Origin of the sequence: Limosilactobacillus gorillae (genome assembly GCF_001293735.1) — a bacterium.
Lineage (GTDB): Bacteria > Bacillota > Bacilli > Lactobacillales > Lactobacillaceae > Limosilactobacillus > Limosilactobacillus gorillae.
The window spans coordinates 1-25,997 of sequence record NZ_BCAH01000021.1; the positions used below are offsets into that span (position 1 = coordinate 1).

General features: G+C 53.1%; 17 protein-coding genes. 13 read left to right on the plus strand and 4 right to left on the minus strand.

What is annotated here, in order from left to right; genetic code table 11:
- Nucleotides 1-514 precede the first annotated feature (514 nt).
- The 6 genes from rlmH (at nucleotide 515) to pgmB (ending at nucleotide 7,100) form a co-directional block, all read left to right on the plus strand.
- Nucleotides 515-994 (plus strand): 23S rRNA (pseudouridine(1915)-N(3))-methyltransferase RlmH, encoded by a 480-nt coding sequence (gene rlmH, locus AOQ57_RS03775; protein WP_093625356.1) that lies wholly within the window; start codon nucleotides 515-517, stop codon nucleotides 992-994.
- A gap of 125 nt (nucleotides 995-1,119) precedes the next feature.
- On the plus strand, nucleotides 1,120-1,545 hold the full coding sequence (locus AOQ57_RS03780) for an Rrf2 family transcriptional regulator (RefSeq protein ID WP_093625358.1): 426 nt from the start codon (nucleotides 1,120-1,122) through the stop codon (nucleotides 1,543-1,545).
- A gap of 8 nt (nucleotides 1,546-1,553) precedes the next feature.
- A complete protein-coding gene (locus AOQ57_RS03785) occupies nucleotides 1,554-2,489 on the plus strand; it encodes a LacI family DNA-binding transcriptional regulator (RefSeq protein WP_093625387.1) in 936 nt (311 codons plus the stop codon).
- A 175-nt stretch (nucleotides 2,490-2,664) separates the two neighbouring features.
- A complete protein-coding gene (locus AOQ57_RS03790; protein WP_093625360.1) occupies nucleotides 2,665-4,008 on the plus strand; it encodes an SLC45 family MFS transporter in 1,344 nt (447 codons plus the stop codon).
- Nucleotides 4,009-4,021: 13 nt separating this feature from the next.
- The gene (locus AOQ57_RS03795) at nucleotides 4,022-6,274 is read left to right on the plus strand and encodes a glycoside hydrolase family 65 protein (protein ID WP_093625362.1); all 2,253 of its coding nucleotides are present in this window, start codon (nucleotides 4,022-4,024) and stop codon (nucleotides 6,272-6,274) included.
- A gap of 157 nt (nucleotides 6,275-6,431) precedes the next feature.
- Complete coding sequence (gene pgmB / locus AOQ57_RS03800; protein ID WP_093625363.1) at nucleotides 6,432-7,100, plus strand: beta-phosphoglucomutase; 669 nt, start codon at nucleotides 6,432-6,434, stop codon at nucleotides 7,098-7,100.
- Nucleotides 7,101-7,249: 149 nt separating this feature from the next.
- Here the strand turns inward: pgmB and AOQ57_RS03805 are convergent, their stop codons facing one another.
- The 3 genes from AOQ57_RS03805 to AOQ57_RS03815 all read right to left on the minus strand — a co-directional run bounded on the left by AOQ57_RS03805 (nucleotide 7,250) and on the right by AOQ57_RS03815 (nucleotide 10,519).
- A complete protein-coding gene (locus AOQ57_RS03805) occupies nucleotides 7,250-8,227 on the minus strand; it encodes a choloylglycine hydrolase family protein (protein WP_093625365.1) in 978 nt (325 codons plus the stop codon).
- 93 nt (nucleotides 8,228-8,320) lie between these two features.
- The gene (locus AOQ57_RS03810; protein WP_093625367.1) at nucleotides 8,321-9,313 is read right to left on the minus strand and encodes a D-2-hydroxyacid dehydrogenase; all 993 of its coding nucleotides are present in this window, start codon (nucleotides 9,311-9,313) and stop codon (nucleotides 8,321-8,323) included.
- A gap of 12 nt (nucleotides 9,314-9,325) precedes the next feature.
- Nucleotides 9,326-10,519, minus strand: coding sequence for an aminotransferase class I/II-fold pyridoxal phosphate-dependent enzyme (locus AOQ57_RS03815; protein WP_093625369.1), 1,194 nt, complete (start codon nucleotides 10,517-10,519; stop codon nucleotides 9,326-9,328).
- A gap of 345 nt (nucleotides 10,520-10,864) precedes the next feature.
- Here AOQ57_RS03815 and AOQ57_RS03820 point away from each other — a divergent pair, with 345 nt between their 5' ends.
- The 7 genes from AOQ57_RS03820 to AOQ57_RS03850 all read left to right on the plus strand — a co-directional run bounded on the left by AOQ57_RS03820 (nucleotide 10,865) and on the right by AOQ57_RS03850 (nucleotide 25,550).
- Nucleotides 10,865-11,095: a transcriptional regulator gene (locus AOQ57_RS03820; protein ID WP_093625371.1), complete on the plus strand. Its 231-nt coding sequence runs from the start codon at nucleotides 10,865-10,867 to the stop codon at nucleotides 11,093-11,095.
- 82 nt (nucleotides 11,096-11,177) lie between these two features.
- Entirely contained in the window at nucleotides 11,178-13,286 is a 2,109-nt protein-coding gene (locus tag AOQ57_RS03825) for an ATP-dependent Clp protease ATP-binding subunit (RefSeq protein ID WP_093625373.1), read from the plus strand.
- Between the two features lie 134 nt (nucleotides 13,287-13,420).
- Entirely contained in the window at nucleotides 13,421-14,881 is a 1,461-nt protein-coding gene (gene cls, locus AOQ57_RS03830; RefSeq protein ID WP_093625375.1) for a cardiolipin synthase, read from the plus strand.
- A gap of 374 nt (nucleotides 14,882-15,255) precedes the next feature.
- On the plus strand, nucleotides 15,256-18,996 hold the full coding sequence (locus AOQ57_RS03835; RefSeq protein WP_093625377.1) for a PD-(D/E)XK nuclease family protein: 3,741 nt from the start codon (nucleotides 15,256-15,258) through the stop codon (nucleotides 18,994-18,996).
- Nucleotide 18,997: 1 nt separating this feature from the next.
- Nucleotides 18,998-22,948 carry a helicase-exonuclease AddAB subunit AddA gene (addA, locus tag AOQ57_RS03840; RefSeq protein WP_093625379.1) on the plus strand — a complete coding sequence of 1,317 codons (3,951 nt, stop codon included), beginning with the start codon at nucleotides 18,998-19,000 and terminating at the stop codon, nucleotides 22,946-22,948.
- A gap of 22 nt (nucleotides 22,949-22,970) precedes the next feature.
- A complete protein-coding gene (locus AOQ57_RS03845) occupies nucleotides 22,971-23,834 on the plus strand; it encodes an aldo/keto reductase (protein ID WP_093625381.1) in 864 nt (287 codons plus the stop codon).
- Nucleotides 23,835-23,927: 93 nt separating this feature from the next.
- A complete protein-coding gene (locus AOQ57_RS03850; protein ID WP_093625383.1) occupies nucleotides 23,928-25,550 on the plus strand; it encodes a glycerophosphodiester phosphodiesterase in 1,623 nt (540 codons plus the stop codon).
- A 46-nt stretch (nucleotides 25,551-25,596) separates the two neighbouring features.
- Here the strand turns inward: AOQ57_RS03850 and AOQ57_RS03855 are convergent, their stop codons facing one another.
- Complete coding sequence (locus AOQ57_RS03855; RefSeq protein WP_093625385.1) at nucleotides 25,597-25,953, minus strand: arsenate reductase family protein; 357 nt, start codon at nucleotides 25,951-25,953, stop codon at nucleotides 25,597-25,599.
- Between the last annotated feature and the right edge of the window lie 44 nt (nucleotides 25,954-25,997).

Sequence of the window (25,997 nt, forward strand, 5' to 3'; positions counted from 1 at the left end):
TTCGGTGCGTAGTTGACGGCTTAGATCTGGGTAGCAAGTGGACACTAAGTAGCTGAAAGTGGTTACTAGTTCGGGATTTACCTTTTTGAAGGGTTACTGAGTAGGGACTAAGTGGAACGGGATGATTTCCTAAAGTTATCCACAAAGGAGCATAACCCCGGCAGCGTAGGAAATGAGTGAAATTCACAAACTTATCCACAGGTATTAGTCGGAGCGGTGGATAAGTGGATGATTGATAAAAGTATACCGCTGAAACCTTAGGCGCCCAAGGGATTGGCTGGTAGCGATTCGAACAATCGTTTCTGTGGACAATGTGGAAAAGTGATAAATTGAGCTTCTTTTCCACAGGGGGTGCTTTGATTTATCCACAAAAAATGGTGGATAAGCTGGGGATAAGTTGTTAATATGCTGGGGAAAACTAGATTTGACCAGTGGAAAGAAAAACTGCACAAGAAAAAACGTCTTTTCCCCCGCCTGATTACAGGGGTGGGGAAAAGTTACCGGAGGAGAAAAGATGAACATTAAGATTATCGGTATCGGTAAAATCAAGGAAAAGTACTTTAAGGCCGGGATCGCCGAGTACGCTAAGCGGATGGGGCGTTACGCTAAGTTTGAAATTGTTGAAGTGCCCGACGAAAAGGCCCCCGAATCCCTAAGTCAGGCGGAAATGGACGCGGTGATGGAAAAGGAGGGGGAAAGGATCCTGGCTAAGATTAAGGATCGCGAGTACGTGTACGCCCTGGCAATTCTAGGTAAGGAACGCTCCTCTGAGGAATTTGCAAAGGAAATCAACCAGCTGGTTACCTATGGTCACTCGGACATCACCTTTGTGATTGGGGGCTCGTTGGGGTTGGCCCCAGCGGTGTTGAAACGGGCCAATACCCAGATTTCCTTTGGGCGGTTCACCATGCCCCACAAGTTGATGCGCTTGGTGTTGGCTGAACAAATTTACCGTGCCATCACGATTATCAACGGTCTGCCTTATCACAAGTAAGGACGCCGGGTAGTTAATCAATATAATTATGTTCGTTAAGACGCCCTTATTGGCGCCTTTTTTTAATCTAATTTGAAAAAAATGGTATGATTATTGTAATCACTTTATGGAAAGGATGGATAAGGATGAAGTACTCGCACCGTGTTAGTGACGGGATTCATATCCTTAGCTACGTCTATTTGCACCAGGACGCCAAGATCTCGTCAACTAAACTCGCCAAAAGTATTGATTCTAACCCGAGCCTAGTGCGACGGTTGATGTCACGCCTCACCAAGGCCGGTCTCCTCGTCACCCATCCCGGAACGGCATCACCGTCCTTAGCCAAGGCCCCGGAAGAAATCACCCTACTAGACGTTTACCGGGCAGTTGAGGATCAGTACCACCTCTTGCATATTGACGATCAAACCAACCCCAAGTGTCCGGTTGGTAAGAACATCCAGGCGGTTTTAGAGGTGGAATACGCTAAGGTTCAGGCCGCTGCCGAGGCCACCATGGCTAAGATCACGCTAGCTGAAATCACTGCCGATATCAAACAACGAATTGAAGGGTAGGGATGGCAATGGCAACAATTAAAGATATTGCCAAACGAGCGGGCGTTTCCGTTTCAACGGCCTCGCGGGCGCTAAACAATAACCCCCGGATTAGTTCGGGAACCCGGGCTAAGATTAAGCAGATCGCAAACGAATTGGGCTATTCACCCAATTACACCGCCCAGACTCTAACCCGGGGCGAGGCCAATATGGTTGGCTTGGTCTTTCCGGTTACTAATCAAGATGCCCTGGCTAACCCCTTTCACATCGACCTAATGCGAGGCGTTGGTGTGGCTCTTGAAAAGCGTCACTACACGATGGTCGTCGCGATCGCCGAGAGCGAAGAACGCCTGTTGGGGACCGTCAAGTCAATGGTTGCCCAGTCCAAGGTCCATAACTTTTTGCTGCTGTATACCAAGGAAGATGATCCGGTCACCGCTTACTTACGGGCGGCGAAGTTAAACTTCGTGGTGATTGGTCACCCCGAACTAGTAGGCGACCGCTTCGTCGACAATGATAATATCCAGGCCGGCTTCTTAGCCACCCAAAAGCTGCTTGATGACCACCACTGTCAGCACGTGGCCTTTGTTAGCTCACCAAACCACTGGCCATATGAAACCGACCGCCAGCTGGGAAGCAGTCAGTGCTTAAATGAGCGGGGAATGCATGGGCAATCCTGGGTGGTTGAAACCGGCAGTACGCTGACCTTTTTGAGGGATCACCCCGAAGTCGACGGGCTAGTGTGCGCCGACGATCTCTTATTCCTGCAGATTTACCGGCAGTTGCAAGCTACCGACCAGCTGACCCGTTTGGCCGTCATCTGCTTTAACAACAGCCGTCTTTTAGGACAACTTCTGCCGGCCATTGACCGGGTTGACCTGCGGCCTCGTCAGCTTGGAATTGCCGCTGTTGACCTTTTGTTCAACCATCAGGCTGATCACCAATTTGTTACTTTTACCCTCTAGGTGGGAGTGTGGGGACCGTGACGTTTGCCACGGTCTTTTTTAATTATTTTTGTGCAAACGGTTGCACAAACGAGAATGGTTTGTTATAGTTACTCCTGACAGATGATATAAAGCGCTTTCTTTTGGCCTGGATCCACCGAAAGAAGGCCGGTAAAGATTGGAGTGGAAAAGAAAAATGAGTACGCAAAAGTCAACGACCGGCTTGCCAACCTTACCCAAGAGCATGATCTGGATGATTAACTTCGGCTTCTTGGGGGTGCAAACCGCCTTTACCTTGCAGAGTTCACAAATGAGTCGGATCTTTCAAACCATCGGGGCTGATCCTAACAACCTAGGCTGGTTCTTCATCCTGCCCCCACTGGCTGGATTGATTGTTCAACCAATTGTCGGAACATACTCGGACCGGACCTGGGCTCCCAAGCTTGGGGGGCGGCGGCTGCCCTACCTCCTGTTAGGGACAATTGTAGCCGTAATTGTGATGCTCTTACTGCCTAACTCGGGGAGTTTTGGCTTCGGATATGGTTCACTAGCCGCCCTTTGGTTCGGGGCGATCACGGTTGCCTTTTTAGACCTGTCATCAAACGTGGCTATGCAACCCTTCAAGATGATGGTCGGTGATATGGTTAATGATGATCAAAAGTCCTACGCCTACGGGATCCAGAGCTTCTTGTCTAACACCGGGGCGGTCCTGGCGGCCATCTTCCCCTTCCTATTGACCTTCCTAGGGGTAGCGAACACCGCTAAAAAAGGGGTTGTTCCCCAGTCCGTTGTGATTTCTTTTTACGTGGGAGCGGCCCTTCTTGTGATCACCAGCTTATTCACGTTGTTAAAGGTTAAGGAATACGATCCGGCCACTTACGCCATGTACCACGGGATTGACGAGGCCGACAACCAAAAGGGCGAAAATTGGTTGACCCTCTTGAGGAAAGCACCAAAGGCCTTTTGGACCGTAACACTGGTTCAATTTTTCTGCTGGTTTGCCTTTCAGTACCTGTGGACCTATTCGGCCGGGGCAATCGCCCAAAATGTCTGGCACACGACCAACGCCACTTCGGCAGGCTACCAGGCAGCTGGGAACTGGTACGGGGTTTTAGCCGCCGTTCAATCGATTGCTGCCGTGATTTGGTCCTATGTCTTGGCCAAGGTGCCAAACCAGTATCACAAGCTTGGCTACGGGCTGAGCCTCTTGCTAGGGGCGGCTGGCTTTACCTCCATCTTCTTCATTCATGATCAATACATTCTGATCTTCTCCTACGTCCTAGTCGGGATTGCCTGGGCCGGGATGAACACATACCCGTTGACGATCGTGACAAACGCCCTGTCCGGTAAGCACATGGGGACCTACTTGGGGCTGTTTAACGGCTCAATCTGCCTGCCTCAAATCGTGGCCTCACTGGTTTCCTTTGCTCTCTTCCCAATGCTGGGCGGCTCACAAGTCAACATGTTCCTCTTAGCCGGAGTTGTAATGCTCCTGGGGGCCTTATCAGTTGCTACGATCAAAGAAACCTACGTTGAATAAGGAGTGACCAATTATGAAACGAACTTTTGAAATCAGCCCATGGCATGTTAAGACGACTAAGTGGGCACCGGAAGATAAGCTGTTGCAAGAATCCATGACCGCCTTAGCCAATGAAAACCTGGGGATGCGTGGCTTTTTTGAAGAGGGCTATTCCAAAACCACCCTCCAGGGGGTCTACTTGGGCGGGGTCTGGTTCCCCGACAAGACCCGGGTCGGCTGGTGGAAAAACGGCTATCCCAAGTACTTCGGTAAGATGATCAACGCCGTCAATTTCATGAAGCTGACGCTGAAGGTCAACGGTGAGCAAGTTGATCTGGCTAAGCAAACGCCGCATGACTTTTGTCTCGACCTGGACATGAAGCGCGGACTTTTGACCCGGACGGTCACCGTAACGGTGGGGGGTGCCGAGGTTACCCTGAAGTTTGAGCGGTTTGTTTCCGCGGCTCAAAAGGAGCTGGTTTGCCAACGGTTGACCGTGCAAAGCCCTTCTGATCAAGAAATTGAGCTAGCGGTGGACTCCCAAATCGATGCCGACGTCTACAACCAAGACGCTAACTACGACGAACAGTTCTGGAAGGTCCTGGCCAAAGAGGCCAGTGGAAGTCACGCCCTGCTGGTTTCACAAACCAAGGCTAACGACTTTGGGACGCCGCAGTTCATGGTTGCCATGCAAACCAGTGCCAAGACTGATTTGAATCACGTTGGCGACCTAGCAGAGGAAAAGCAGGTAACCAACCAGTTTGCCGGTACGCTTGCTCCAGGCGACAGTGTGGTCTTAGAAAAGCGGACGGTGGTGACCACTTCCCGTGATTACGAAGACCAGGCGAGCCTGGTGGCGGCGGCCGCGGACGTGAGCGCTCAAATTGACCAGGAAAGCTTTGCCGACCTCTTGGCCGCCCACGAGGCCGAATGGGCTAAGCGCTGGTCCAAGTCTGACGTGGTGATCGAAGGCGACGATGAGGCCCAACAGGGGATTCGTTTCAACCTCTTCCAGCTCTTCTCGACTTACTATGGTAACGATAGCCGCCTCAACATCTCGCCAAAGGGCTTTACCGGTGAAAAGTATGGTGGCGCTACTTACTGGGATACTGAGGCTTACTGCCTGCCGGTTTACCTTGGGGTGGCCGACCCGCAGGTGGCTAAGAACCTCTTGTATTACCGTTACCGCCAGTTGCCAGGTGCCTACGTGAATGCCAAGGAACAAGGCCTAAAGGGGGCCCTGTTCCCGATGGTGACCTTCAATGGGATTGAGTGCCACAACGAATGGGAGATCACCTTTGAAGAAATTCACCGTAATGGCGACATCGCTTACGCTATTTATAACTACACCCGCTACACCGGTGATACCTCCTACGTCTTACACGAAGGGGCCAAGGTCTTGGTTGAAATTGCCCGCTTTTGGGCCGACCGGGTTCACTACTCCCAGCGCCAAAACAAGTACATGCTTCACGGGGTAACCGGGCCGAACGAGTACGATAACAACGTTAATAACGATTGGTATACTAACCTTCTGTGTAAGTGGAGTCTCCAATACACCCTGGAGATCTTAGACCAGGTTGACCAGGAAGTACTAAAGGACCTGGCCGTGACTGAAGACGAACGCCGGCTCTTCCAGGCAATTGCCGATAACATGTACCTGCCAGAGGATGCCGAACGGGGGATCTTTCCTGAAAACGACGCCTTCTTGGACAAGGACCTGACCCCGGTAGCTCAAATTCCAAGTGAACAGCTGCCGCTCAACCAGCACTGGTCCTGGGATAAGATCTTACGCTCGCCATACGTCAAGCAGGGGGATGTTATCCAGGGAATCTGGGACTTCATCGACGACTTTACACCGGAACAGAAACGGAAGAACTTTGACTTTTACGAGCAGTTTACGGTCCATGAATCAAGCCTGTCGCCGTCCGTCTACTCAATCGTGGCCGCTGATCTCGGCGACCAGGAAAAGGCGGTTGAACTCTACCAACGTTCGGCCCGCTTGGACCTGGATAATTACAATAACGACACTGACGACGGCCTGCACATCACCTCAATGACCGGGGCCTGGTTGGATATTGTTCAAGGCTTTGCCGGGATGCGGATTAGGAATGGGCGCCTTCACTACGCACCATTCTTGCCGAAGAACTGGACGGCCTACCAGTTTAACCAGGTCTTCCGGGGCCGGACAATTCAGGTCCGGGTTGACCAAGCAGGGACCCACCTGCAGCTAGTCAAGGGGCAACCGTTAGAAGTGGAAGTTGGCCAACAGGTTATTGAATTAAAGTAGCGGCGCCCTCTTGATTTCTCAGAACTTTAATTAGGGAAAGCTTGAAGGGATCGACGTTTTAAACTTTGGCGCTAAGAAATGGTGTTTATTTCCCAGGAAATCACTTGACGGGGCGCCTTAAAATCAAAATAACCACTTTCGTAAAGGAGATATTACCATGAACTTTGCAGATATTCGGGGGTTTGCCTTTGACCTGGACGGGGTGATCGCCGATACCGCCCGCTTTCACACTCAGGCTTGGCATCAGCTGGCTGATCAAGTTAAGACACCGTGGACACAAGAACTCGAAGAGGGGCTCAAGGGAGTCGGCCGGATGGATTCCTTGGAAATGATTCTAAGGGCGGGTGGCCACCAAGATGAGTACAGTCAGGAAGAGAAGGTTGCCTTAGCCACCAGCAAGAATGATCGTTATCAAGAGCTGGTTAAGACCCTGACCCCGGCTGACGCCCTGCCGGGGATGGTGGACTTCCTGGCTGAACTCAAGGCTGCTGGCTACCGTCTGGTTCTGGCATCGGCTTCCAAGAACGCGCCGACGGTTCTGAAGTACCTGCAATTGACCGCTGCCTTTGAGGGAGTCGTTGATCCTAGCAGCGTCGCCAACGGTAAACCAGCGCCTGATATTTACCTGGCTGCTGCCAAGATGCTTAATTTGGCACCGGAACAAGTAGCTGGAGTGGAAGACGCCGCGGCTGGGGTGGCCGCCATCAATGCTGCTGGAGAACTATCAATTGGAATCGGCTCTGCTGAAGACCTCCGGGAAGCGGCGGTCCGCTTTGACAGCACCAGCCAGGTTACGTTAGAAAACATAAAGAAGCAGCTAAACTAAAGGGATCCGTGTGAGTAAGGTACCACAAGAACGTCGTATTACTTCGTGGATACCTAAAGATTCGGATTAAAAGGGGGTGGTGACAGTTTTGTCACCACCCCCTTTTTGATTAGTAAGCGGACTTATGTTGTTGGGCATACTGGTGTTTTTTAGTTTAGGTAAACTGGCTCCCAGGTATCCGCTGAGCTAAAAGCCATGGGCTCACGGCACGCAAGAAGCTCATCGGTCAGCTTGAGGGCGGTAACTTGGGCCTGGTGATAAGCCTGAAAGTAATAGGTACGGTCTTCGGCAACGGTGGCGGACCGGTAAACCGAGTAGGTTGGCCGGTGGTCCTTGCTCTTGGGGACGGTGACTGAATCTAACAGGTGCCAGGTCGTCGCCAGTGCCTCATCCTTGTTGGTGGGCTGATCAGCTAGCTCCTTTAGGTAGGCGGCCCGAACGTAGCGCCCCTTGGGGGTGTAAGCACCCGGGGGCGTCTTTTTACCCGAGAGCTTACCGGTGGTGACGTGGAAGGTGTTTAAGGCGACCGTTCCATCTAAAAAGTCCGCCGTGAAGTCGAGATAGTCTTTTAAGCGTTCCAGCTGATGGTCGAACTTAGGCATGTTAGTCATGATCCCGAGCGGGTTTTCGATTAGCCTGAGCGGGTGCTCACTGGGCTCGATAACTACGCAGCGCCCGGTCGGATCGGATAAGACAAAGTGCTGTTCAGAGTAGCCAAAGGGGACGTCGGCGTTAATGTCACTCATCAATTCGATTTGATCGAGGTGCGCCGCTACGTCCGCCACCGACTTGAAGTGGCCCAGTAGGTAAAAGATCAGCTCGAAGGCGGCCAGTTGGACCTTATCTTGGTGGCGGTCGTCGACCAGGCGGGCACCATTTTTAAAGGTCAGCTTCTGGGCCATCAGCCCAAACTCGTTAATCCCGTCGGAGACATCGGTCCGCTGGGACGTGATACTTCCCCCGCCAATGATGGCGCAGGGGTTTTCGTAGACCCGGTGGTCAAAGACTGAGGCCCACCGGTAGTGGCGGGGGACAAAGATTGGTGCCACCAAAAGGTCATCCCAGTCCATGGTCCGCCCTAAGACGTGGTGACCATCTTTGGCGATGACGTGGATGCTCGTACACATGTAAATTCCACCTTCCTGCAAGCGTTTACCATTATTATAAGGGCGGTAATGATTTTAGCAATAAAACCAGGTTAAGGAGGAATTGGGGGTGGACTAGCCCTTAATTTCATGGGGCGATTCCTGGCCGTTTAAGATGGCTAGGGCGTCATCCAAGGAGGTGTCGACCATATTTTGGACGGCGGTGTTAGTGAAAAACGCGATGTGCGGGGTCAGGATCACGTTATTGAGCTTGTGAAGTTCCTCAACCAGGGGTGCAAATGAGATCCCGTCTTGGCGGTGATCGGCGTTAAAAACTTCGCCCTCTCCCTCGACGGTGTCTAAGGCGGCAAAGGACAGCGGCCCATCCTTTAGTGCGCTAATCAAATCGGCGGTGTTAACCACGGGGCCGCGGCTGGCGTTGATTAGGCTGGCGCCCTGCTTCATTCGGTTAAAGTCGGGCTTGGTTAGGAGTCCCTCGGACGTTGGGTTTAAGTCGACGTGTAAGGAGACGACGTCACTGTTTTCAAGCAGCGTGTCCTTGTCAACGTACTCAACGATTTCTTTCATCTCATCACGCGGCTTGACGTCATAGCCCAAGACTTTAGCCCCCAGGGCATGGAGGAGGGTTGCCAGGGTCCCGCCAATTCGGCCAACGCCGATGATTCCGATCGTGGTCGTGTGGATTTCCTTGGCTTGCAGGCCTGGCCAACGGTAGTCGTTTTCTGCGACCCGGCGGTCCACTTCCGGTGTCTTCCGTAATACCCGGAAGATTTGCATTAGGGCGTGTTCGGCCACCGAGCGCGGTGAGTAAGCAGGTACGTTGGTAATCTTCAGGCTGTTTTGGTGGGCAAGGTCAAGGTCGATCATGTCGTAGCCGGCCGTCCGGGTGGTGATTTGGCATAGGCCGTTCTCCCTTAAGGTCGGGTAAACCGTCGCGGGCAGGGGGTCACGTTGCTGGATCACCACCCCGTCGACGGCCTTGGTTTGGTCTAAGACGTCTTCCAGCAGGGCGGGCGAGGTGATGATTTGAATCTTATGCTGGTTAGCGTAGGTATCAATAGCGGCTTGCTCATCGTCGCGGACGCTGGTCATTAAAATCTTGGTCATGGTGGCGCTCCTTTACAGGTGGTCGTGGGTGGCAACAAAGGATTGGATGCGTTCGGCGGCTAGTCTTAGGTTTTTCATGCTGGTAGCGTAGGAAAGCCGTAGGTACCCTGCCCCACCGGGACCAAAGTATGAGCCTGGGATGACGGCAACGGCTCCTTCCTTCGCCAGGGCGGTGGCGAAGGCCTCATCCTTGTTATTGAACTGTTCCGGAAGCTTGGCAAAGAGGTAGAAAGCGCCGTTGGGACTGGCGATTTCAAAGCCCGCTGCGCTAAGGGCGGTTAGCATGAAGTCACGGCGTTCTTGGTAGGCCTTCTTCATGGTTAAAGTGGCCTGGCGCCCTGCTTCAGTCCCGAAGGCGGCCACAGCCGCGGCCATGGCGGGATTGGATGGGGAGGTAACCAGGAGTGAGTGGACCATCGTAACGACCTTCATCAGCTCGGCCGGGCCGGCGATGAAGCCGATCCGGTAACCAGTCATGGCATGGGATTTGGAGGCGCCATTTATGACCAGGGTTTGTTCGGGCAGGTAGGTAGCCAAAGAGGTGTGGGTTCCCGAGTAAATTAGCTCAGAGTAAATTTCATCAGCGATCACAAAGAGGCTAGTCCGGTCAATGACGGCGGCGAGGGCTTTAAGCTGGTCGGCGTCGTAGGTGACCCCGGTCGGGTTGGAGGGGTAGTTTAAAACTAGGGCCTTGACTGGCCCCTCCTTCTCAAGGGTTGTTGAAAGCAGTTCCGGGGTTAGGACAAAGCCAGTTGCGCTGGTGTCAATTAAAACCGGCTGGGCCCCTAGCATTTGGACCACCGTTTCATAAAGCGGGAAGGTTGGCGTGGGGATCAGAACCTTGTCACCGGGATTTAAAATCGCCTCTAGGCTGGCGAAGATGGCCTCGGTAGCCCCCACCGTTACGGCAATCTCTTTTTGGGGGTCGTAATTAAGTTGGTAGCGATCCGCCAAGAAGTGGGCAATTGCGTGGCGCAGGGAATCGGTCCCGGCGCTGGGGGTGTAGTGGGAGTCATTGGCTTCAATTGCTTGTATGGCGGCTTCTTTCATGGCAGTTGGGACGTTGAAGTCCGGCTCACCGAGGGTCAGCTTAACGATCCCATCAATTGAAGAAACCTGGGCATCAAAGGTCCGGATGTTTGAAGGAGCGACACTGGTTAAATCACGATTAATTTGACCCTTGAGACTTTCTTTCATTTTTGGCATGCACAATCATTCCTTTCTGAAGCGCGGGGAATAAAAAAAGCGTCCGGGAGATTCCCGGACGCTGTTGTTACCCTTAGGGGCCCACGCGTGGTTTCCGGGAACGTCCCTAGAAACCACCACAACAAGAGGCTGGTTCCTAGGCCGAAGCGAAAAAGAACCAGGCAAGATAGGTGTCTTCTTGTGTCGTTGGTGTACGCATTGGTTACCCCCTAAAGTTATAAGTTACTCATATTCTAATCTTTCTTTAATTAAAGTCAAGGGCAAATTTTTTGAAAAAAGTTTTAATTCACACTTGTGTTATATCACAAAAGTGGTATACTAAGAATTGTAAAGGAAGTGAGGACCATGCGGATCGATATCAAGGCTTATCTCGATAATAACCACCTAACAATTTACCGGGTGGCGAAGGATTCCGGGTACGGCTACACTACTTTACACAAGTCGTTTAACAAACAGCAGACCAATGCAACGTCGCTAAACTTGCGCGATCTGGACGCGATTGCTCAGGTTCAGCACAAGCGGATGTGGCAGGTCCTCCGTGAATTGGAGGAGCAGTATTTATTCGACGAAGATTAGAATACGTGTAGTCGGGGGTCGGTGTTTAACATGGACCCTTTTCTACACACTTAATTTAATAATAATCAAGGGGGACTGCATTATGGCACGAATTCCAGTAGATCCATTTAACAGTGATATGGATGACTTATTTAACCAATTAATGGGAGGAATGAACGGGGTCAACAGCGAAAACCGCCGTTACTTAATTAACGGGCGTGAAGTGACGCCTGAAGAGTACGCCGCCTTTCGCCAGACCGGGAAGCTCCCGGGTGCAACGGACCCTGCTCAAGTAAAAACCACCCAACCAAACAAGGACAGCATGCTGGCAAAGCTTGGCCGGAACTTAACCGAAGAGGCTAAGGAAGGCAAGCTTGACCCGGTAATCGGCCGTAACAAGGAAATTCAAGAAACCGCTGAGATTCTTTCGCGGCGGACCAAGAATAACCCGGTTTTAGTTGGTGATGCCGGGGTCGGGAAGACGGCCGTGGTTGAAGGACTCGCCCAGGCAATTGTAGCTGGCGATGTTCCGGCGGCCATCAAGAATAAGCAGATCATTTCGATTGACGTTTCCAGCCTGGAGGCCGGCACCCAGTACCGGGGCTCCTTTGAAGAGAACATGCAAAAGCTGATTGACGAGGTTAAGAAAGCCGGCAACGTGATCCTCTTCTTTGATGAAATTCACCAGATCATTGGGGCCGGTAACGCCGGGGATGCCTCAGGCTCCAAGGGGATGGCTGACATCTTAAAGCCGGCCCTGTCACGGGGCGAAGTAACCCTGATCGGGGCCACCACCCAAGACGAATACCGCAACACGATCCTAAAGGATGCCGCCTTATCCCGGCGGTTTAACCAAGTTACGGTTAACGCCCCAAGCAAGGAAGACACCCTCAAGATCTTACAGGGGTTGCGTAAACTATATGAAAAGCACCACAACGTCAGCCTGCCAGATGAAGTCTTAAAGGCTGCCATCGACTACTCCGTTCAATACATCCCGCAACGCTCCTTACCGGACAAGGCGATCGACCTAATTGACGTCACCGCCGCCCACCTTGCTTCTAAGCACCCGGTTAAAGACGCCAAGACGATTGAAGAGGAGATCAAAAAGGAAGAGGCGGTTCAACAGGCGGCGGCTGAAAAGGAAGACTACCAAGCCGCCCAAACGGCTAAGGAACGGGTTCAAAAGCTACAAGACCAGCTCAAGGACCACTCCGAATCCGAACGAGTGGTGGCAACGCCAAACGACGTGGCCGCTGCCGTGGAACGGATGACGGGGATTCCGGTTTCTAAAATGGGCGCCTCAGACATTGAGCGCTTAAAGGGATTGGCGACCCGGTTGGATGGAAAAGTCATCGGTCAGCAAGCGGCGGTAGAAGCCGTTAGCCGGGCCATTCGGCGGAACCGGGCTGGCTTTGACGAAGGTAATCGGCCGATCGGGAGCTTCCTCTTCGTCGGCCCAACCGGGGTTGGGAAGACCGAGCTAGCTAAGCAATTAGCCCTCGACCTGTTTGGCTCCACCAACGACATCGTCCGGCTCGACATGTCTGAATATACTGACCGGACGGCGGTTTCTAAGCTGATCGGGACCACGGCAGGGTACGTGGGCTACGACGATAACTCTAATACCTTGACGGAAAAGGTTCGTCGCCACCCGTACTCAATCGTCCTGCTCGACGAGATTGAAAAGGCCAACCCGCAGGTTATCACCCTGCTTTTGCAGGTCTTAGACGATGGGCGCCTGACGGACGGCCAGGGGAACACGGTTGACTTCAAGAATACGATCATCATCGCCACCTCAAACGCCGGCTTCAGCAACGACGCCATGGCCGACAAGGATGCCAGCCTGATGGATAAGCTACAACCGTACTTCCGGCCGGAATTCTTGAACCGTTTCAACGCGATCGTTGAATTCCACGCCCTGACTAAGGATGACTTAAAGCAAATCGTCAACCTGATGCTGGCGGGGGTTAACGAAACCTTGGCTAAGAAGGGGATGGATGTCACCGTTACCGATGAGGTCAAGAACTACTTGATCGACCAAGGTTACGATGAAGCGATGGGGGCCCGGCCACTACGCCGGGTGGTTGAACAGCAAATCAGGGATAAGGTCACTGACTACTACCTCGACCACTTGGATGAAAAGCACCTGCTGGCAACCTTAAAGGACGGCCAAGTGGTAATTGAACAGGCAAACCCAACTGACGCTAAGTAATTTCTAGAAACGAGGAGTGTGACCAAACGGTGACACCCCTCTTTTTTTGTTGTTTTGAATGGGGCAAATCCTTGGTTCCAGTTAGCGAGTAAGATAAAATAAAGGCATTCATAATGATTGAAAGGGGAAACGCCATGGGCTTAACGTGGGATATCGTCAAGTGGCTGATTTTAGGGATCGTTATTGTCAACGAGCTGGCAGCCCTAGTAACTGTCTTTCGGGAAAAACGTGACATTGCCGCGACCTGGGCCTGGCTGATGGTCCTGATGATCCCGGTGATCGGTTTTATCATCTACGCTTTTTTGGGCCGTAAGCCATCCCAAAAGCGCCTGGATTTGATCAGCTCACCAACAACCAAGCACCTTCGTGATGCCTTTGAAGAACAACGGAATGCCTTTTTGGAAATGCCGCGCCCGAAGGATCGTTTGATGCAGACATATCGGCAGACGATCATGCTCTTTCAAAGTATCGACGAGTCCTACTTGAGCGAGAATAATCAGGTTGACATTTTTACGACCGGGACCACCTTTTTCAATCAGCTCCTGACCGATATTGAGCAGGCCAAGGAAAGCATCCATATCGAGTTTTACACCATTTACAATGACCAGATCGGTAACCACCTCCGGACCATCCTGGAGCAAAAGGCGGCGGCTGGGGTTGAGGTCCGGGTTCTGTATGACTCCTGGGGATCGATGGGGGTTAAGAAAAGCTTTTACGATCAGCTACGTGAAAACGGGGGCTTTGCCAGTCCCTTTTTAATGACCCCCTCGAACTTTTTAGACTTTCGGCTAAACTACCGTGACCACCGTAAGATCGTCACGATTGACGGCCAGATCGGCTATGTGGGGGGCTTTAACGTCGGTGACCAGTACCTGGGCCGGCTTAAGAAGTTTGGCCCCTGGCGCGACACGCACCTGAGGATTCAGGGGAGCGGGGTTTACAGTCTCCAGCAACGCTTCTTACGCGACTGGAACGCCTCGGTCAAGCCGGCCGAGCGCCTAACCCACTTTCGCGCGTACTTTCCTCCGGTGGCACCAAGGCAAGGGGGAACGGCGATGCAAATTGTTTCTTCCGGACCCGATACGCCCCTCCAACCAATCAAGCTAGGCTACCTGCGATTAATTAACGCCGCCCAGGACCACATCTGGATTCAAACCCCCTACCTGATTCCCGATGACTCGGTGATCGACGCCCTGCGGATTGCGGCCCACTCGGGGGTTGACGTTCGGATCATGATTCCCGCAATGCCCGACCATGCCTTTGTTTACCGGGCCACTCAGTACTACGCCCGGGTCCTGGCCAATGAAGGGGTGACGATTTATACCTATCAGGCTGGCTTTTTGCACGCAAAGACAATGACGATCGACGGTAAGATGGCTGCGGTGGGGTCAGCCAACCTGGACTTCCGTTCCTTTAAGCTCAACTTTGAGATCAATGCCTTCTTGTATGATCACCAAAAGGTTGACAAGCTGGAGCAGATCTTTATCAATGACGTCCGTGACAGCCGGGTGGTAACCCCGGAAATGTTTGCTAACCAGCCGTTCTATCTACGCTTTAAGCAGACCTTTTCGCGGCTCTTGTCGCCGATTTTATAAAAAATGCCTCCCGTAAAAGGGGAGGCATTTTTTGCTTATGAGCGTGCGGCTGGCACCTATGAGGAGCAAACTCATAATATTAAAGATTGAGAGATTTGAAAATTGACGCGCCGAACCGCCGAGATAGATTTACTTAGCACGCAATAAGTTCACTAAGTAACAATTTCATTTAACCATGAACTGTCTATAAAAACAAGGTAAAAACATGCAAAATAGCTTTTTTGCAATTTAATTAAACCTGTTGGAGAGATCGTAACAGCTAAAAATTGAAAAGTTATTCACAATTGATTTTACCTCGTTTACGCGAACGTTTATTCGCATTAACGGGGTCCGCATGGTATAATCAAGGAACGATTAGAATGGGGGAATAAGCAATGGCGACCTTACAATTTATCTTGGGTAGCGCGTCTTTTAACCATCAAAAGGCGATGCTGGACCATTTGACGGCTAAAATTCGGCAGGCACCAAACGACACCTACCTCTACTTGGTGCCTAACCACGTTAAATTTACGTCTGAAGTAGCGGTTTTAAAGGGGCTGAAAACCCGGCTGGGCGTTACGGGTAACTATGCTCAGGCTAACGTCCAGGTGCTCTCCTTCTCCCGGCTGGGCTGGTTTTTGTGTAAGGATGATCCAGACTACCAAAAACCCCGGTTGACGAACATCGGGATGACCATGGTGGTCACTAAGATTATCCAGGAGTTGAAGAGAGAAAATACCGATCTTTTAAAAATGTTTCGTGGCGAAAGTGAACGTCAGGGTTTTGCCACGGCGGTCACTAAGCAGCTAGTTGAACTGCAAAATGCCAATATCAAACCGGAGGACCTGGCCCCGGACAAGCCGGGTGGGGTGATCCAAACGGCCAAGGCGGACCCCAAGTACACCCAGAGCTGGCAGGGGAAGATGGAGGTCTTATACGAAATTTACCGTCGTTTTACGGCAGCCATTACAACCCATGTAACGGCGCCGGACCGTTCAGCCATGCTCTTGAACCACATTGAAACAGCCGATCTGTCCACGACTCACGTCTACCTCGACCGTTTCCCCAGCCAGTTTAGCGCTCAGGAGCAATTGATTGTCAGCGCTCTGATTCAAAATGCAGCTGACACCACGATTTCCTTGGTTCTGGACCAGGACTACCGGGACCGTGAGCTGCCGGCTGTCAACAACCTCTACTACCGTTCCGCTAAGCAGTACCAGGACCTCTTAAACCTAGCCGATCAGCAGATAAACGTCGACGTCTTAGCCCCGTTGGTCTTGAATCGTCCCGACCAACGACGGGTTAGTGACGCCCTGGTGGCCGTGGAGGAGTGGATGGACGCTGACGCTCGCTTCACCATCCCTGACCGGCTGCCGGAAGCAACTGAGCAGGTCAGCTTCTTCACTGCCCCAACCCAAGTTGACGAGTTAAATCGGGTCGCCACTAAAATTCACCAGCTGGTCGCCACCAAAAACTACCGTTACCGCGACTTTCTGGTGGTTGCTCGCCACTTGGATGGGTACCAGATGATGCTGGAGCCGGTCTTCCGGCGCCACCAAATTCCGGTTTTTAACGATAACCAGCGTCCAATGGCCACCTCGCCGTTAGCCACTTTCACGGCCGCCTTGTTTAAGGTCGCAAGTGACTATTACCAAGAGGCTGACGTGATGGAGCTGTTAAAGACGGGGCTGCTGATCCCCGAGACGCCAAAGGAGCTTCAAAAAGAAGGGCGTTCCACGGTTAACCCCCAAACCTTTTTGAACGCCGTCTACCGGACCGAAAACTACTGTCTAAAGTTTGGTAAGGGGGGAAAATCTTGGTTTGACGAGCGCCCGTGGCAACTTGATCGGACTAAGGAGCACCTGAAACCAGCCGAATTACGCCAACAGGTTCAGATCAACTGGGTCAAAGCCTTTGTCAAGGATAGTCTGGCCCCGGCCATTGAGGGCTTTAAAGCGGCTCAAACCGGCCGTGAGCTGGCAACTAAGTTCTACCAGTTCCTGGTCGACCAGGGGGTTCGCCACCAGCTCTACGCCTGGGCCCGCCAGGCTCGTGACCAGGGGGAAATGACCCAACTGCGCGATATTCAGCAACTCTGGCAGACCTTTGGCACCCTCCTGGACGAATACGTTACGATCTTGGGGGACCAGGTGGCACCAACGGATCAGCCGGGTGGGCTGGTCAAAGAATTTAGCGACCTAATGAATGCTGGTTTTGATGCCGGGCGTTACGCCCAGATTCCGTCGACTTTAGACCAGGTCTTGGTCTCTGAAAGCGGAATGGTTCAAGATAATCAACGTAAAGTGATTTTCATTATGGGGGCCACCGACGATGTAATGCCTGAGGTCAAGGTTCAAGAGGGGCTCCTGTCTGATCCTGACCGTGAGCTCTTACAACAGGGTCTCGCACCCGATCAGTTCCTGCCAATTAGTGGGACCGACCAAATTAATAACGAGCCCTTCTTAAACTATCTGAGCATGCTGACGGCCACCGAGCGCTTGTACATGAGTGCTCCCCTGATGAGCAGTGATGACAGTGAACTAACCCTATCACCATACTTGAAGGGTTTGGCCCGTTACTTTGGCCAGTGGGATGAGCAGGCAGACAAGCTTTTAAATGACCTGCCGGCCCAGGCTGATCCCCGGGCTGACGAGGACGCTGTTTGGGCCTTTGTGGCTGCCCCGGCCGTGACGATGGGGGGCCTGATTCAAGCTGAGCGCCTAGGCAAGGATACCGGGCGTAAGTTAGCCAGTGCCTGGAATGATGTTGCCAAGGCCCTGACCAGAAAGGACGGCACCTTGGGTGGACGCTTAAATGACATCCGTAATGGGAAGTACGCCAAAAACGAGGCCGTCGCCCTCCCGCCAGCCCTGGCTGCCCGCCTGTACACCACCGATTTGAAGACCGGTGAGGTTACCAACCAGCTGACCGCCTCGATCAGCCAGCTGGAAAAGTATTACCAAAACCCTTATGACTACTTCCTATGCTACGGGCTAAAATTAAAGAAGCGCGACGAGTTAGAGGTCTCAAGCGATAAGTCTGGGACCCTAAACCACGACACGTTGGCCTTCTTTGTTCAGGCCGTTATTGATGATCCAGACCTGACCCTGGCAGACCTAGCTAAGGAGGAAAATCAGGCACGGCAAGATCAGCTGATCGAACAGGCCTTTGAACAAGCCCTCAACCAGCAGGTCGAGTTAAAGGATCTGGTTCAAAACAGCAGTCAGGTTAACCTACAGCTAAAAAATACCAAGCGGATGCTCAAGACGATGGCCAAGGTCCTGTGCTTACAGGCAACTCAGACTAACGCCCGGCCAGTGGCGGTTGAAAAAGCCTTTGGCCAGGCCGACTGGCGTGGTGAAAAGACGGGTGACGAGCTAACCCCGCTGACCTTTGACTTGACCGGTGCGGGCCTTGCTAAAAATGCCGCCGTCAGCCTGCGGGGACGGATCGATCGCCTAGATGAGTTGACGATTGGCGATGTAACTTACCAGGTTGTGGTTGACTACAAGTCCTACGATAAGGACTTTGACCTAGTTGATGCCTATGAGGGAGTTACTCTACAAATGTTAGCCTACCTAAACGCCCTCAAGAACGCTGACCCGGCTGCAAAACTGGCCGGCTGCCTTTACCTGCGCCTGTACGTACCTGAAGTAGCAGCTGGTAAGGAAGGGGAAACCACCGAGCTGAAGAACCACCTTTATAAGGGACTCACCACTAACGACGAGTTCGTCCTATTAGCACTCGATCATGGATTATTAAATAAGGGGAGCGCTACCCTGTTAAACATTAAAAAGAAGACCCGTAGTGATACCGGTGGCCTTAAAGTTAGTGATGCCGAGCACTTTAGTACCAAAGTCGGCTCTAACATGGTTAGCAAGACCGCCCTTAAGCTCCTGATGAAGAGAAACGCCCAGCTGATTAAGGAGGCGGCCGCTGCTATTTTACAGGGCCACAACCAGATTACCCCGTACCGCCGCCAGAAGGGGACAACGACGGTGACTGGGCTGGCCTTCAGCGACTACCTAGACGTCTCACGCTTTGATCAGGCGGTTGACCAGTACAGAGATATCACCACTACTGCCGATCAGGTCGAAGAAGCAATTGAACCTCAGTGGCAAAAAGAGGAGGAGTAAGATGAGTTTTCAACCTAGTAAGGAACAAGAACCAGCGATCAATGACCGTGATAAGGATATTTTGGTATCCGCCTCGGCGGGGAGCGGGAAGACGGCCGTACTGGTTGAGCGGGTCATCGGGCTGATGGAGCGGGATCGCTTAAATATTGATCAGCTTTTGATGGTGACCTTTACCAAGGACGCCGCTAAGAACATGCGTGACCGGATTCGGCGCCGCTTAGTCGGCTCTAACGATAAGCACATGAAGGCCCAGGTGGCCCGGTTAGCCCTGGCCAACATTAGTACGATTCACTCCTTTTGCGAGCAGCTGATCAAGCGCTACTACTACGTGATCGACCTTGACCCGCAGTTTCGCTTGATCAACGATGGGGGTGAGCAGACGCTTTTAAAGGAGCAGGCTTGGCAAGAAACGCTTGATGCCTGGGTTAACGATCCTGCTCTGGAAGGGGAGCTCACCCAGCTGGTTGACAACTTCACCATCAATAACCTGGCTGACATCGTTGAAGACGTCGACACCGAAGCGGATGCCCAGCCCCACCCCGGGGAGTGGCTGGGAAGCTTGGCGAACCTCTATCACTTTGAAGAAGGTCAAGACCCCAGCCAGAGCTACTTCGTGAAAGAACTTCTGGGACCGCTGGTAGTACCCCAGTTAAGGCAGCTTCAGATCCAGTGGGAGGAGCTTGGGATGGGGGCGCCCGACCGTCTGGCCGTTCAAATTGAGAATGATATGGCCACGTTCAACGAGGCCTTTGACGAGTGGGGCAACCTGGCCGCCTGGGAGAAGGTTTGCCTGGCCACTGATACAAATAGCTACGAAAAAAAGCTACGTAAAAATAAGTCTGATGATGATCCGGAGCTGCTGGATGATTTAGGTACACAGCGTAGTCAGCTGAAAAAGCAGCTCAAGGAGATTCATAACCAGTTCTTCTTTCAGTCGGCTAAAGGCCTCAAGGAGGATAGTCAAAAGGCCGGCGCCCTGATTAAGATCCTCGCCCGTATGGCCAGTGATTTCCGGCAAAACTACCAGATCATCAAGCAGGACCGCCACCTGCTTGATTTCTCTGATTTGGAGCACTACGCTTACGCCATTTTAACCGGTGAAAACATCAATCCCAAGGTCGAATGGAGTGAACAGGAAGCTCAAGCTAAGCAGGAGGCGGCCGCTCAGGTTCGCACTGAATTACGGCGCCACTACAAAGAAATCATGATCGATGAGTATCAGGATACCAACCGCTTGCAAGACGACCTATTAAAGCTTTTACATGAAGAGGGGGTCAACCACCGCTTCATGGTTGGGGACATGAAGCAGTCGATCTACCGCTTCCGTCAGGCCGATCCGACCCTCTTTAAGGATTACTACGACAACTTTAGGGGCGCTGAACCTTCAAACGAGGCCCTCGACTTAAGTGACAACTACCGCTCCCGCACGGAGGTGACTGACCTGGTCAACCTGATCTTTGACCAGCTGATGGACAAGGAGCTGGGGGAGATGGACTACGACCAAAAGGCCAGTCTGACCCCTAAGGCCAACTGGGGTGCTGAAAGGGACCAGGCCAGCCCGGCCACGCCAGAGCTCCTGTTCTTTGACGGTGAAGTTAAAAAGAAGACCCCGAATCCGACCGGTGAGGACGCAATCATCGTTCGCCAGCCTGAAGACAAGCTGGCCAGCGAGGTCTGGATGATCGGGATGAGGATCCGTGAACTCCTAGCGACGGAAACGATTCTTGATCCGGAGACCAAGCAGGTTCGGCCGGTGACGCCGGGCGATATTGCTATCTTATCGCGGGCCAAGCGGAGCCACGCGGTGATTGCGGAACAGTTTGCCAAGCTGAACCTGCCGGTGGTCGTTCACGGGGTGGAAAACTACTTCAAGGCCACTGAAATCCGGGTCGTGATGTCCCTCTTAAAGGTGATTGACAATCCCTACCAAGACATCCCATTGGCCGCTGTGATGCGCTCGCCGCTAATCCAGCTGACTCCGGAGACGATTGAAAAATTCAACTTACCTAAAACCAGCGCCCGGATCGGCTTCACGGAGCCGGAGCTCGCCTTCTTGCGGGTCAATTCCAAAGCCACGGACTTCTTCAGTGTTGTTCAGCAAAATTACTATTCCTGGCGTGATCAGGAGGTGGCCGCGGTTGAAGATGGGACCGCCCTGACCGACGAGGAGCTCGCTAGCCGGATCGCCTGTGATCCGGCTGGCTTGGCAACCCAGGTGGAAACCGGCGTCAATATCGGTCTGGTCTATTTGAAACTACAACGTCTCTTCGATCTGATCCTTGAGCTCCGCCGGGTTGCCCAGCGTCAGCCCCTGGTCAACTTGATCTGGACGATTTATCAAGAGACCAACTACTTGGATTATGTCGGCGGAATGAGCGGAGGACCGCAGCGTCAGGCCAACCTCCACGCCCTTTACCAACGGGCCAGCAGCTACGAGGAGAGCGGGTTTAAGGGCCTCTACCAGTTCATTCACTTCATCGAGCAGATGCAAAAGAAAAACGACGACCTGAGTGAGGCCTCAACAGCGGTGGTCGGCGACGCGATCAACGTAATGACGATCCACAAGTCCAAGGGCCTCCAGTTTCCAATCGTCTTCCTGGTGGAAACCACCCACCAGTTCCAAGTCGATAAGGGCCAGGTTACGATTGAGCCGAAGTTCGGCCTTGGCTTTACCTACCGGGATAACTACCACGACGGGGCGCTGCGGGTTAAGCATGACCTGGTCCAACAGGCGGCCCTAAAGGAACAAAAGAAGCGTCAGAACCGGGCGGAGGAAATGCGGCTCTTGTACGTGGCCCTGACCCGGGCTGAGCAGCGGCTCTTCATCACTGGCTACATCAAGGATAGTGAGCTAGCTAGTAATTTGGCCACGTGGAACCAGAGTTTTGAGAGTTCGACCAACCTCTTAACTACCACTAGCCGCCTGAAGGGCCATTCAATGTTGGACTGGATAATGATGACCTTAGTACGAACCGATAACTTCCCGACTTTAAGGAAGGGCCTAGAACCAGCATCCCTTCCAGTTTGGGAGCTGAAGAAGGCTGATTACCAGATTCGGTTGGTGGATGCCGATACGGTTCAAACGGCCTTGAACACCCCGCTGAACTTACATCCCCAGTCCACGGAGGCAACCGTACCGGTTACGGCCACCAGCCACCAGTTTAAGAACCAGCTTAATCAGGTCCTTAATTTCACCTACCAGGATCAAATTGCGACCAAGACGACCGCCTTCCAGGCTGTTTCAACGGTGAAGGAGGCCTTCGCCCGTCAGGATCCGACTAACCTTGAGATGGGGCGTCTGGAGATCGACTCCGACCAGGCCAAGGAGGCCGGTGCCTACCTGGCGCCCGAGGAGCGGGCCTTTGAGGGCCCCGCCTTTATAGCTGGGGCAGAGAACAGGGAACCGACCGGAACGGCAATCGGGACCGCCACGCACCTGATCTTTCAAAAGCTTTCCCTCACTAAAACCATTGATGAAGGGGCGGTCCAACGGTTAATTAAGACCATGGTCAAGCAAGGATTAATTGAAAATCCGTCCGTCGGCCAGGCCATCGACGTTGCCGGCGTGGTATCCTTTTACCAAACCCCATTGGGACAAACCATCCTTGCCCACCCCGAAACAACCCGGCGGGAAGTACCGTTCTCAATGCTCTTACCGGCCGGCAAGCTTTTCAACGGGATTGCGGCGGGGGATGATAGTGAGGTCTTGTTACACGGGATCATCGACGGCTACGTGGTCCACGACGGCCAGATCGACCTCTTCGATTACAAGACCGACCGGATCAGCCAGGCCCGCTTTGATCAGGACATCCAGGAATTGGTTGACAAGTACTCGGGGCAGTTGGTTTTATATGCCGACGCCCTGACCAAGATGACGGGAATCGAGCTGGATAAGATCCACCGCCACCTCTACTTCACCCGGGCCCAACGGGTGGTGACGCTTGGCAACTAGGCACGACTTAAGGAGGAACAACATGGAACTCACTGATTTAACCAGTACGTACACCCTTTCAAACGGGATCGCCATTCCGGCGGTCGGCTACGGGACCTTCCGGACCCCGGCCAATGTTGCCCGCCAGGCGGTTAAGACGGCCATTGAGGTTGGTTACCGCCACATCGACACGGCGGCCGTTTACCAAAATGAGGAGGCGGTTGGCCAGGGGATTAAGGACTCCGGCATCGACCGGGACGACGTTTTCTTGACCTCTAAACTTTGGAACACCGAACGGGGCTACGACAAGACGATCGCCGCCTTTGAGGCCTCCTTAAAGCGCCTGCAGACAACTTATTTGGACCTGTATTTGATTCACTGGCCGGCCAATACCAAGCAGTTTGGCAATCAGGCGGCGGCCATTAACGCTGAGACCTGGCGGGCCTTTGAGGACCTTTACAAGCAGCGCAAGGTGAAGGCGATTGGCCTGTCTAACTTCATGCCCCACCACGTGGCCGAGTTGTTAAAGACTGCCAGGATTCGCCCGCAGGTTGACCAAATCGAGGTCCATCCCGGCTGGGGGCACCAGGAAGAGATTAAAAAGCTCCAGGCGATGGGGCTGGTGGTCGAGGCTTGGGCCCCACTGGGTGGCCAGGGAGCCACGGTGATGCAAAATGAGGTGATTAACCAGATCGCCGCTACCCATGCTAAGACCCCAGCTCAGGTGGTCCTGCGTTGGGAGTTGCAGCAGGAAGTTCTGCCCCTGCCTAAGTCGGTTCACGAAGACCGGATGAAAGAAAATGCGGATATCTTTGACTTCTCCTTAACCCCGACGGAAATGAAGCAGATTGCTGCTCTACCAAAGATGGGCGGCCAGTGTGCCGACCCGGATACGGTTGACTTTTAATTTAATGAAGCGGGGGCTTGTGAGATCTCACAAGCCCCCGCTCTTTCCTGGTGTACAATAAAAAGCATCAAACGTTAGAAAAGGAATATTTCGATGCACTCCCTGAAAGAAAATTTACGGATAGTCCGGGCTGGCTGGTTACCCGGTCTCGCCCTGGTCGCCGGCCTGGATCTGGTCGCTACCTGGCTCTTGGCCCCAGCCCTGCGGTGGGTTACAACTGCTTTATTGAAGAAGGCCGAACTCCCCTTTGTTTCGATCCCCGATGTGGTTATGATCGTCACTCACCATCCCCTGGTTGTCCTGGGCCTCTTGGTAACGGTGCTTGCCGTCATCACCCTACTGGGCCTCCAGGTGCTCGTGGCCCTGTGCGGGCTGGAGCTAATGGGGGCGAGGCGCTTTTTGATTAGGTCCTGGCTAAACCTGGTAGTTCAGCGACTGAGGGCAATGCCCTGGGCCACCCGGCTTGCCTGGGTCCCGCTACTGGTTGTTTCAATGCCGGTGGCCACGCTGCTCTTTCGAACCCCGCTTTTGGCCAACATCAAGGCCGACGCCTTCGTTCTTGATTACTTAACCCGCCGGCCGATCATCCTAGTGCTGGGCGTTCTCTGCTACCTGGCCTGCCTGTTTTTGGCCGGGCGGGCTTACTCCTGGCCCCGCTTAACCCATGTGCTGGGGGTGGCGGTCTTGTTCGGAGGGGGGTCATGGCTGGTCAACGGTGTGGTGGTTTTGATTAACCGTGGCAACGCCCCGACGGATCTCGCCCTCAGTGGGCTGGTGGTTGCCCAGCTAATTGCCGAATTTAGTTTAACTGCCACCGGCCTTGTGATTGTTACGGCGCCAGACGACCTTGATGCTAAGAAGCTACCAGTCAGGGACGCCTTCATTAGCCTGGCGGTGCTTGCCGTGTTTATCCTGGCTATCCTGCCGGCCGATCGCCACTATATGACTGCCAAGCTGCCGAGGCCAATCACGGTGGCCCACCGCGGTGTCGATGGCAGTAACGGCGTTCCCAATTCAATCACGGCCCTGGAGAAGACCCACGCCGCTGCCCACCCGGACTACGTGGAAATGGATGTTCACGAGACGGCCGACGGTCAGTTCATCGTGGTTCACGACGATAACTTAAAGAAGTTAACCGGGGTCAACAAGGCCCCTGGCCAGCTGACCTTGCGGGAGCTTGAGAAGTTAAGCACCAGGGAAAACGGCCACCGGGCCCGGTTAGTTAGCTTTGACGACTACCTAGCGGCTGCCGAACGGGTTCACCAGCGCCTAATCGTTGAGCTCAAGGCAACCAAGTACGATCACCCTGATTTGGTGGCGCGCTTCAATCGCCGCTACGGCGCCCGGCTGGTTAAAGATGGTGACATGGTCCACTCGCTTGATTACGCCTACGTAATGCGGCTTCACGCCATTAACCCGGCCATAAAGGTCCTCTACTGTATGGCTTACAATTTCACCAACCCGCCGGTGGGACTGACCGGGGTAACTGGTGAGTACTCAACCTTGAACCACCGCTTTATTGACGCCGCTCACCGCCACCATCAACTAGTGCTGGCCTGGACGGTTAACCGGCCGGAGGCAATGAGGCAGGCCCTTTTGGATCAGGCTGATGGGGTAATTACCGACCGGGTCAGCATCTTAAATCAAGTCATTAAAAGAATCCGCCTAACCAGTACGCCAGCCAACCGGTTAGCCAACTACTTTCAGCCCTGGTAAAAAAAGATCGCCCTAACCAAACGAATTGGTTAGGGCGGTTTTTTGATTAAAGCCAGGTCTGTTCGTAAACGTCTTCCTTAAAGCCGCAGGTAAGTCGGTCACCGTCGACCATCAGGGGGCGCTTGATCAGCTTGCCATCTGATGCTAGGAGGGTGGCGGCCTCATCGATCGTTATTTCGGGAAGCCGCTCCTTAAGCTTTTGCTGCCGGTAGTGCTGGCCACTGGTATTGAAAAAGTAGCGCAGGCCCCGGCTCTGGTGGACGGTCAGCCACTTAACGAAGAGGTCCTTGGCCGGCGGTTCTTCAACCAGGTCTTGCTTATTGTAGGTGACCTGGTGATCATCAAGCCACTTCTGGGCCTTCTTGCAGGTTGAACAGCGGGAGTAGCAGTAAAAGGTTGGCATGGTCATTCCTCCTTTTTGTTTCATCGATATATTATGGGCTGGAT

Coding starts and splice junctions, on each gene's coding strand:
- rlmH (WP_093625356.1), top strand. CDS start 515: ATGAACATTAAGATTATCGGTATCGGTAAAATCAAGGAAAAGTACTTT.
- AOQ57_RS03780 (WP_093625358.1), top strand. CDS start 1,120: ATGAAGTACTCGCACCGTGTTAGTGACGGGATTCATATCCTTAGCTAC.
- AOQ57_RS03785 (WP_093625387.1), top strand. CDS start 1,554: ATGGCAACAATTAAAGATATTGCCAAACGAGCGGGCGTTTCCGTTTCA.
- AOQ57_RS03790 (WP_093625360.1), top strand. CDS start 2,665: ATGAGTACGCAAAAGTCAACGACCGGCTTGCCAACCTTACCCAAGAGC.
- AOQ57_RS03795 (WP_093625362.1), top strand. CDS start 4,022: ATGAAACGAACTTTTGAAATCAGCCCATGGCATGTTAAGACGACTAAG.
- pgmB (WP_093625363.1), top strand. CDS start 6,432: ATGAACTTTGCAGATATTCGGGGGTTTGCCTTTGACCTGGACGGGGTG.
- AOQ57_RS03805 (WP_093625365.1), bottom strand. CDS start 8,227: ATGTGTACGAGCATCCACGTCATCGCCAAAGATGGTCACCACGTCTTA.
- AOQ57_RS03810 (WP_093625367.1), bottom strand. CDS start 9,313: ATGACCAAGATTTTAATGACCAGCGTCCGCGACGATGAGCAAGCCGCT.
- AOQ57_RS03815 (WP_093625369.1), bottom strand. CDS start 10,519: ATGCCAAAAATGAAAGAAAGTCTCAAGGGTCAAATTAATCGTGATTTA.
- AOQ57_RS03820 (WP_093625371.1), top strand. CDS start 10,865: ATGCGGATCGATATCAAGGCTTATCTCGATAATAACCACCTAACAATT.
- AOQ57_RS03825 (WP_093625373.1), top strand. CDS start 11,178: ATGGCACGAATTCCAGTAGATCCATTTAACAGTGATATGGATGACTTA.
- cls (WP_093625375.1), top strand. CDS start 13,421: ATGGGCTTAACGTGGGATATCGTCAAGTGGCTGATTTTAGGGATCGTT.
- AOQ57_RS03835 (WP_093625377.1), top strand. CDS start 15,256: ATGGCGACCTTACAATTTATCTTGGGTAGCGCGTCTTTTAACCATCAA.
- addA (WP_093625379.1), top strand. CDS start 18,998: ATGAGTTTTCAACCTAGTAAGGAACAAGAACCAGCGATCAATGACCGT.
- AOQ57_RS03845 (WP_093625381.1), top strand. CDS start 22,971: ATGGAACTCACTGATTTAACCAGTACGTACACCCTTTCAAACGGGATC.
- AOQ57_RS03850 (WP_093625383.1), top strand. CDS start 23,928: ATGCACTCCCTGAAAGAAAATTTACGGATAGTCCGGGCTGGCTGGTTA.
- AOQ57_RS03855 (WP_093625385.1), bottom strand. CDS start 25,953: ATGCCAACCTTTTACTGCTACTCCCGCTGTTCAACCTGCAAGAAGGCC.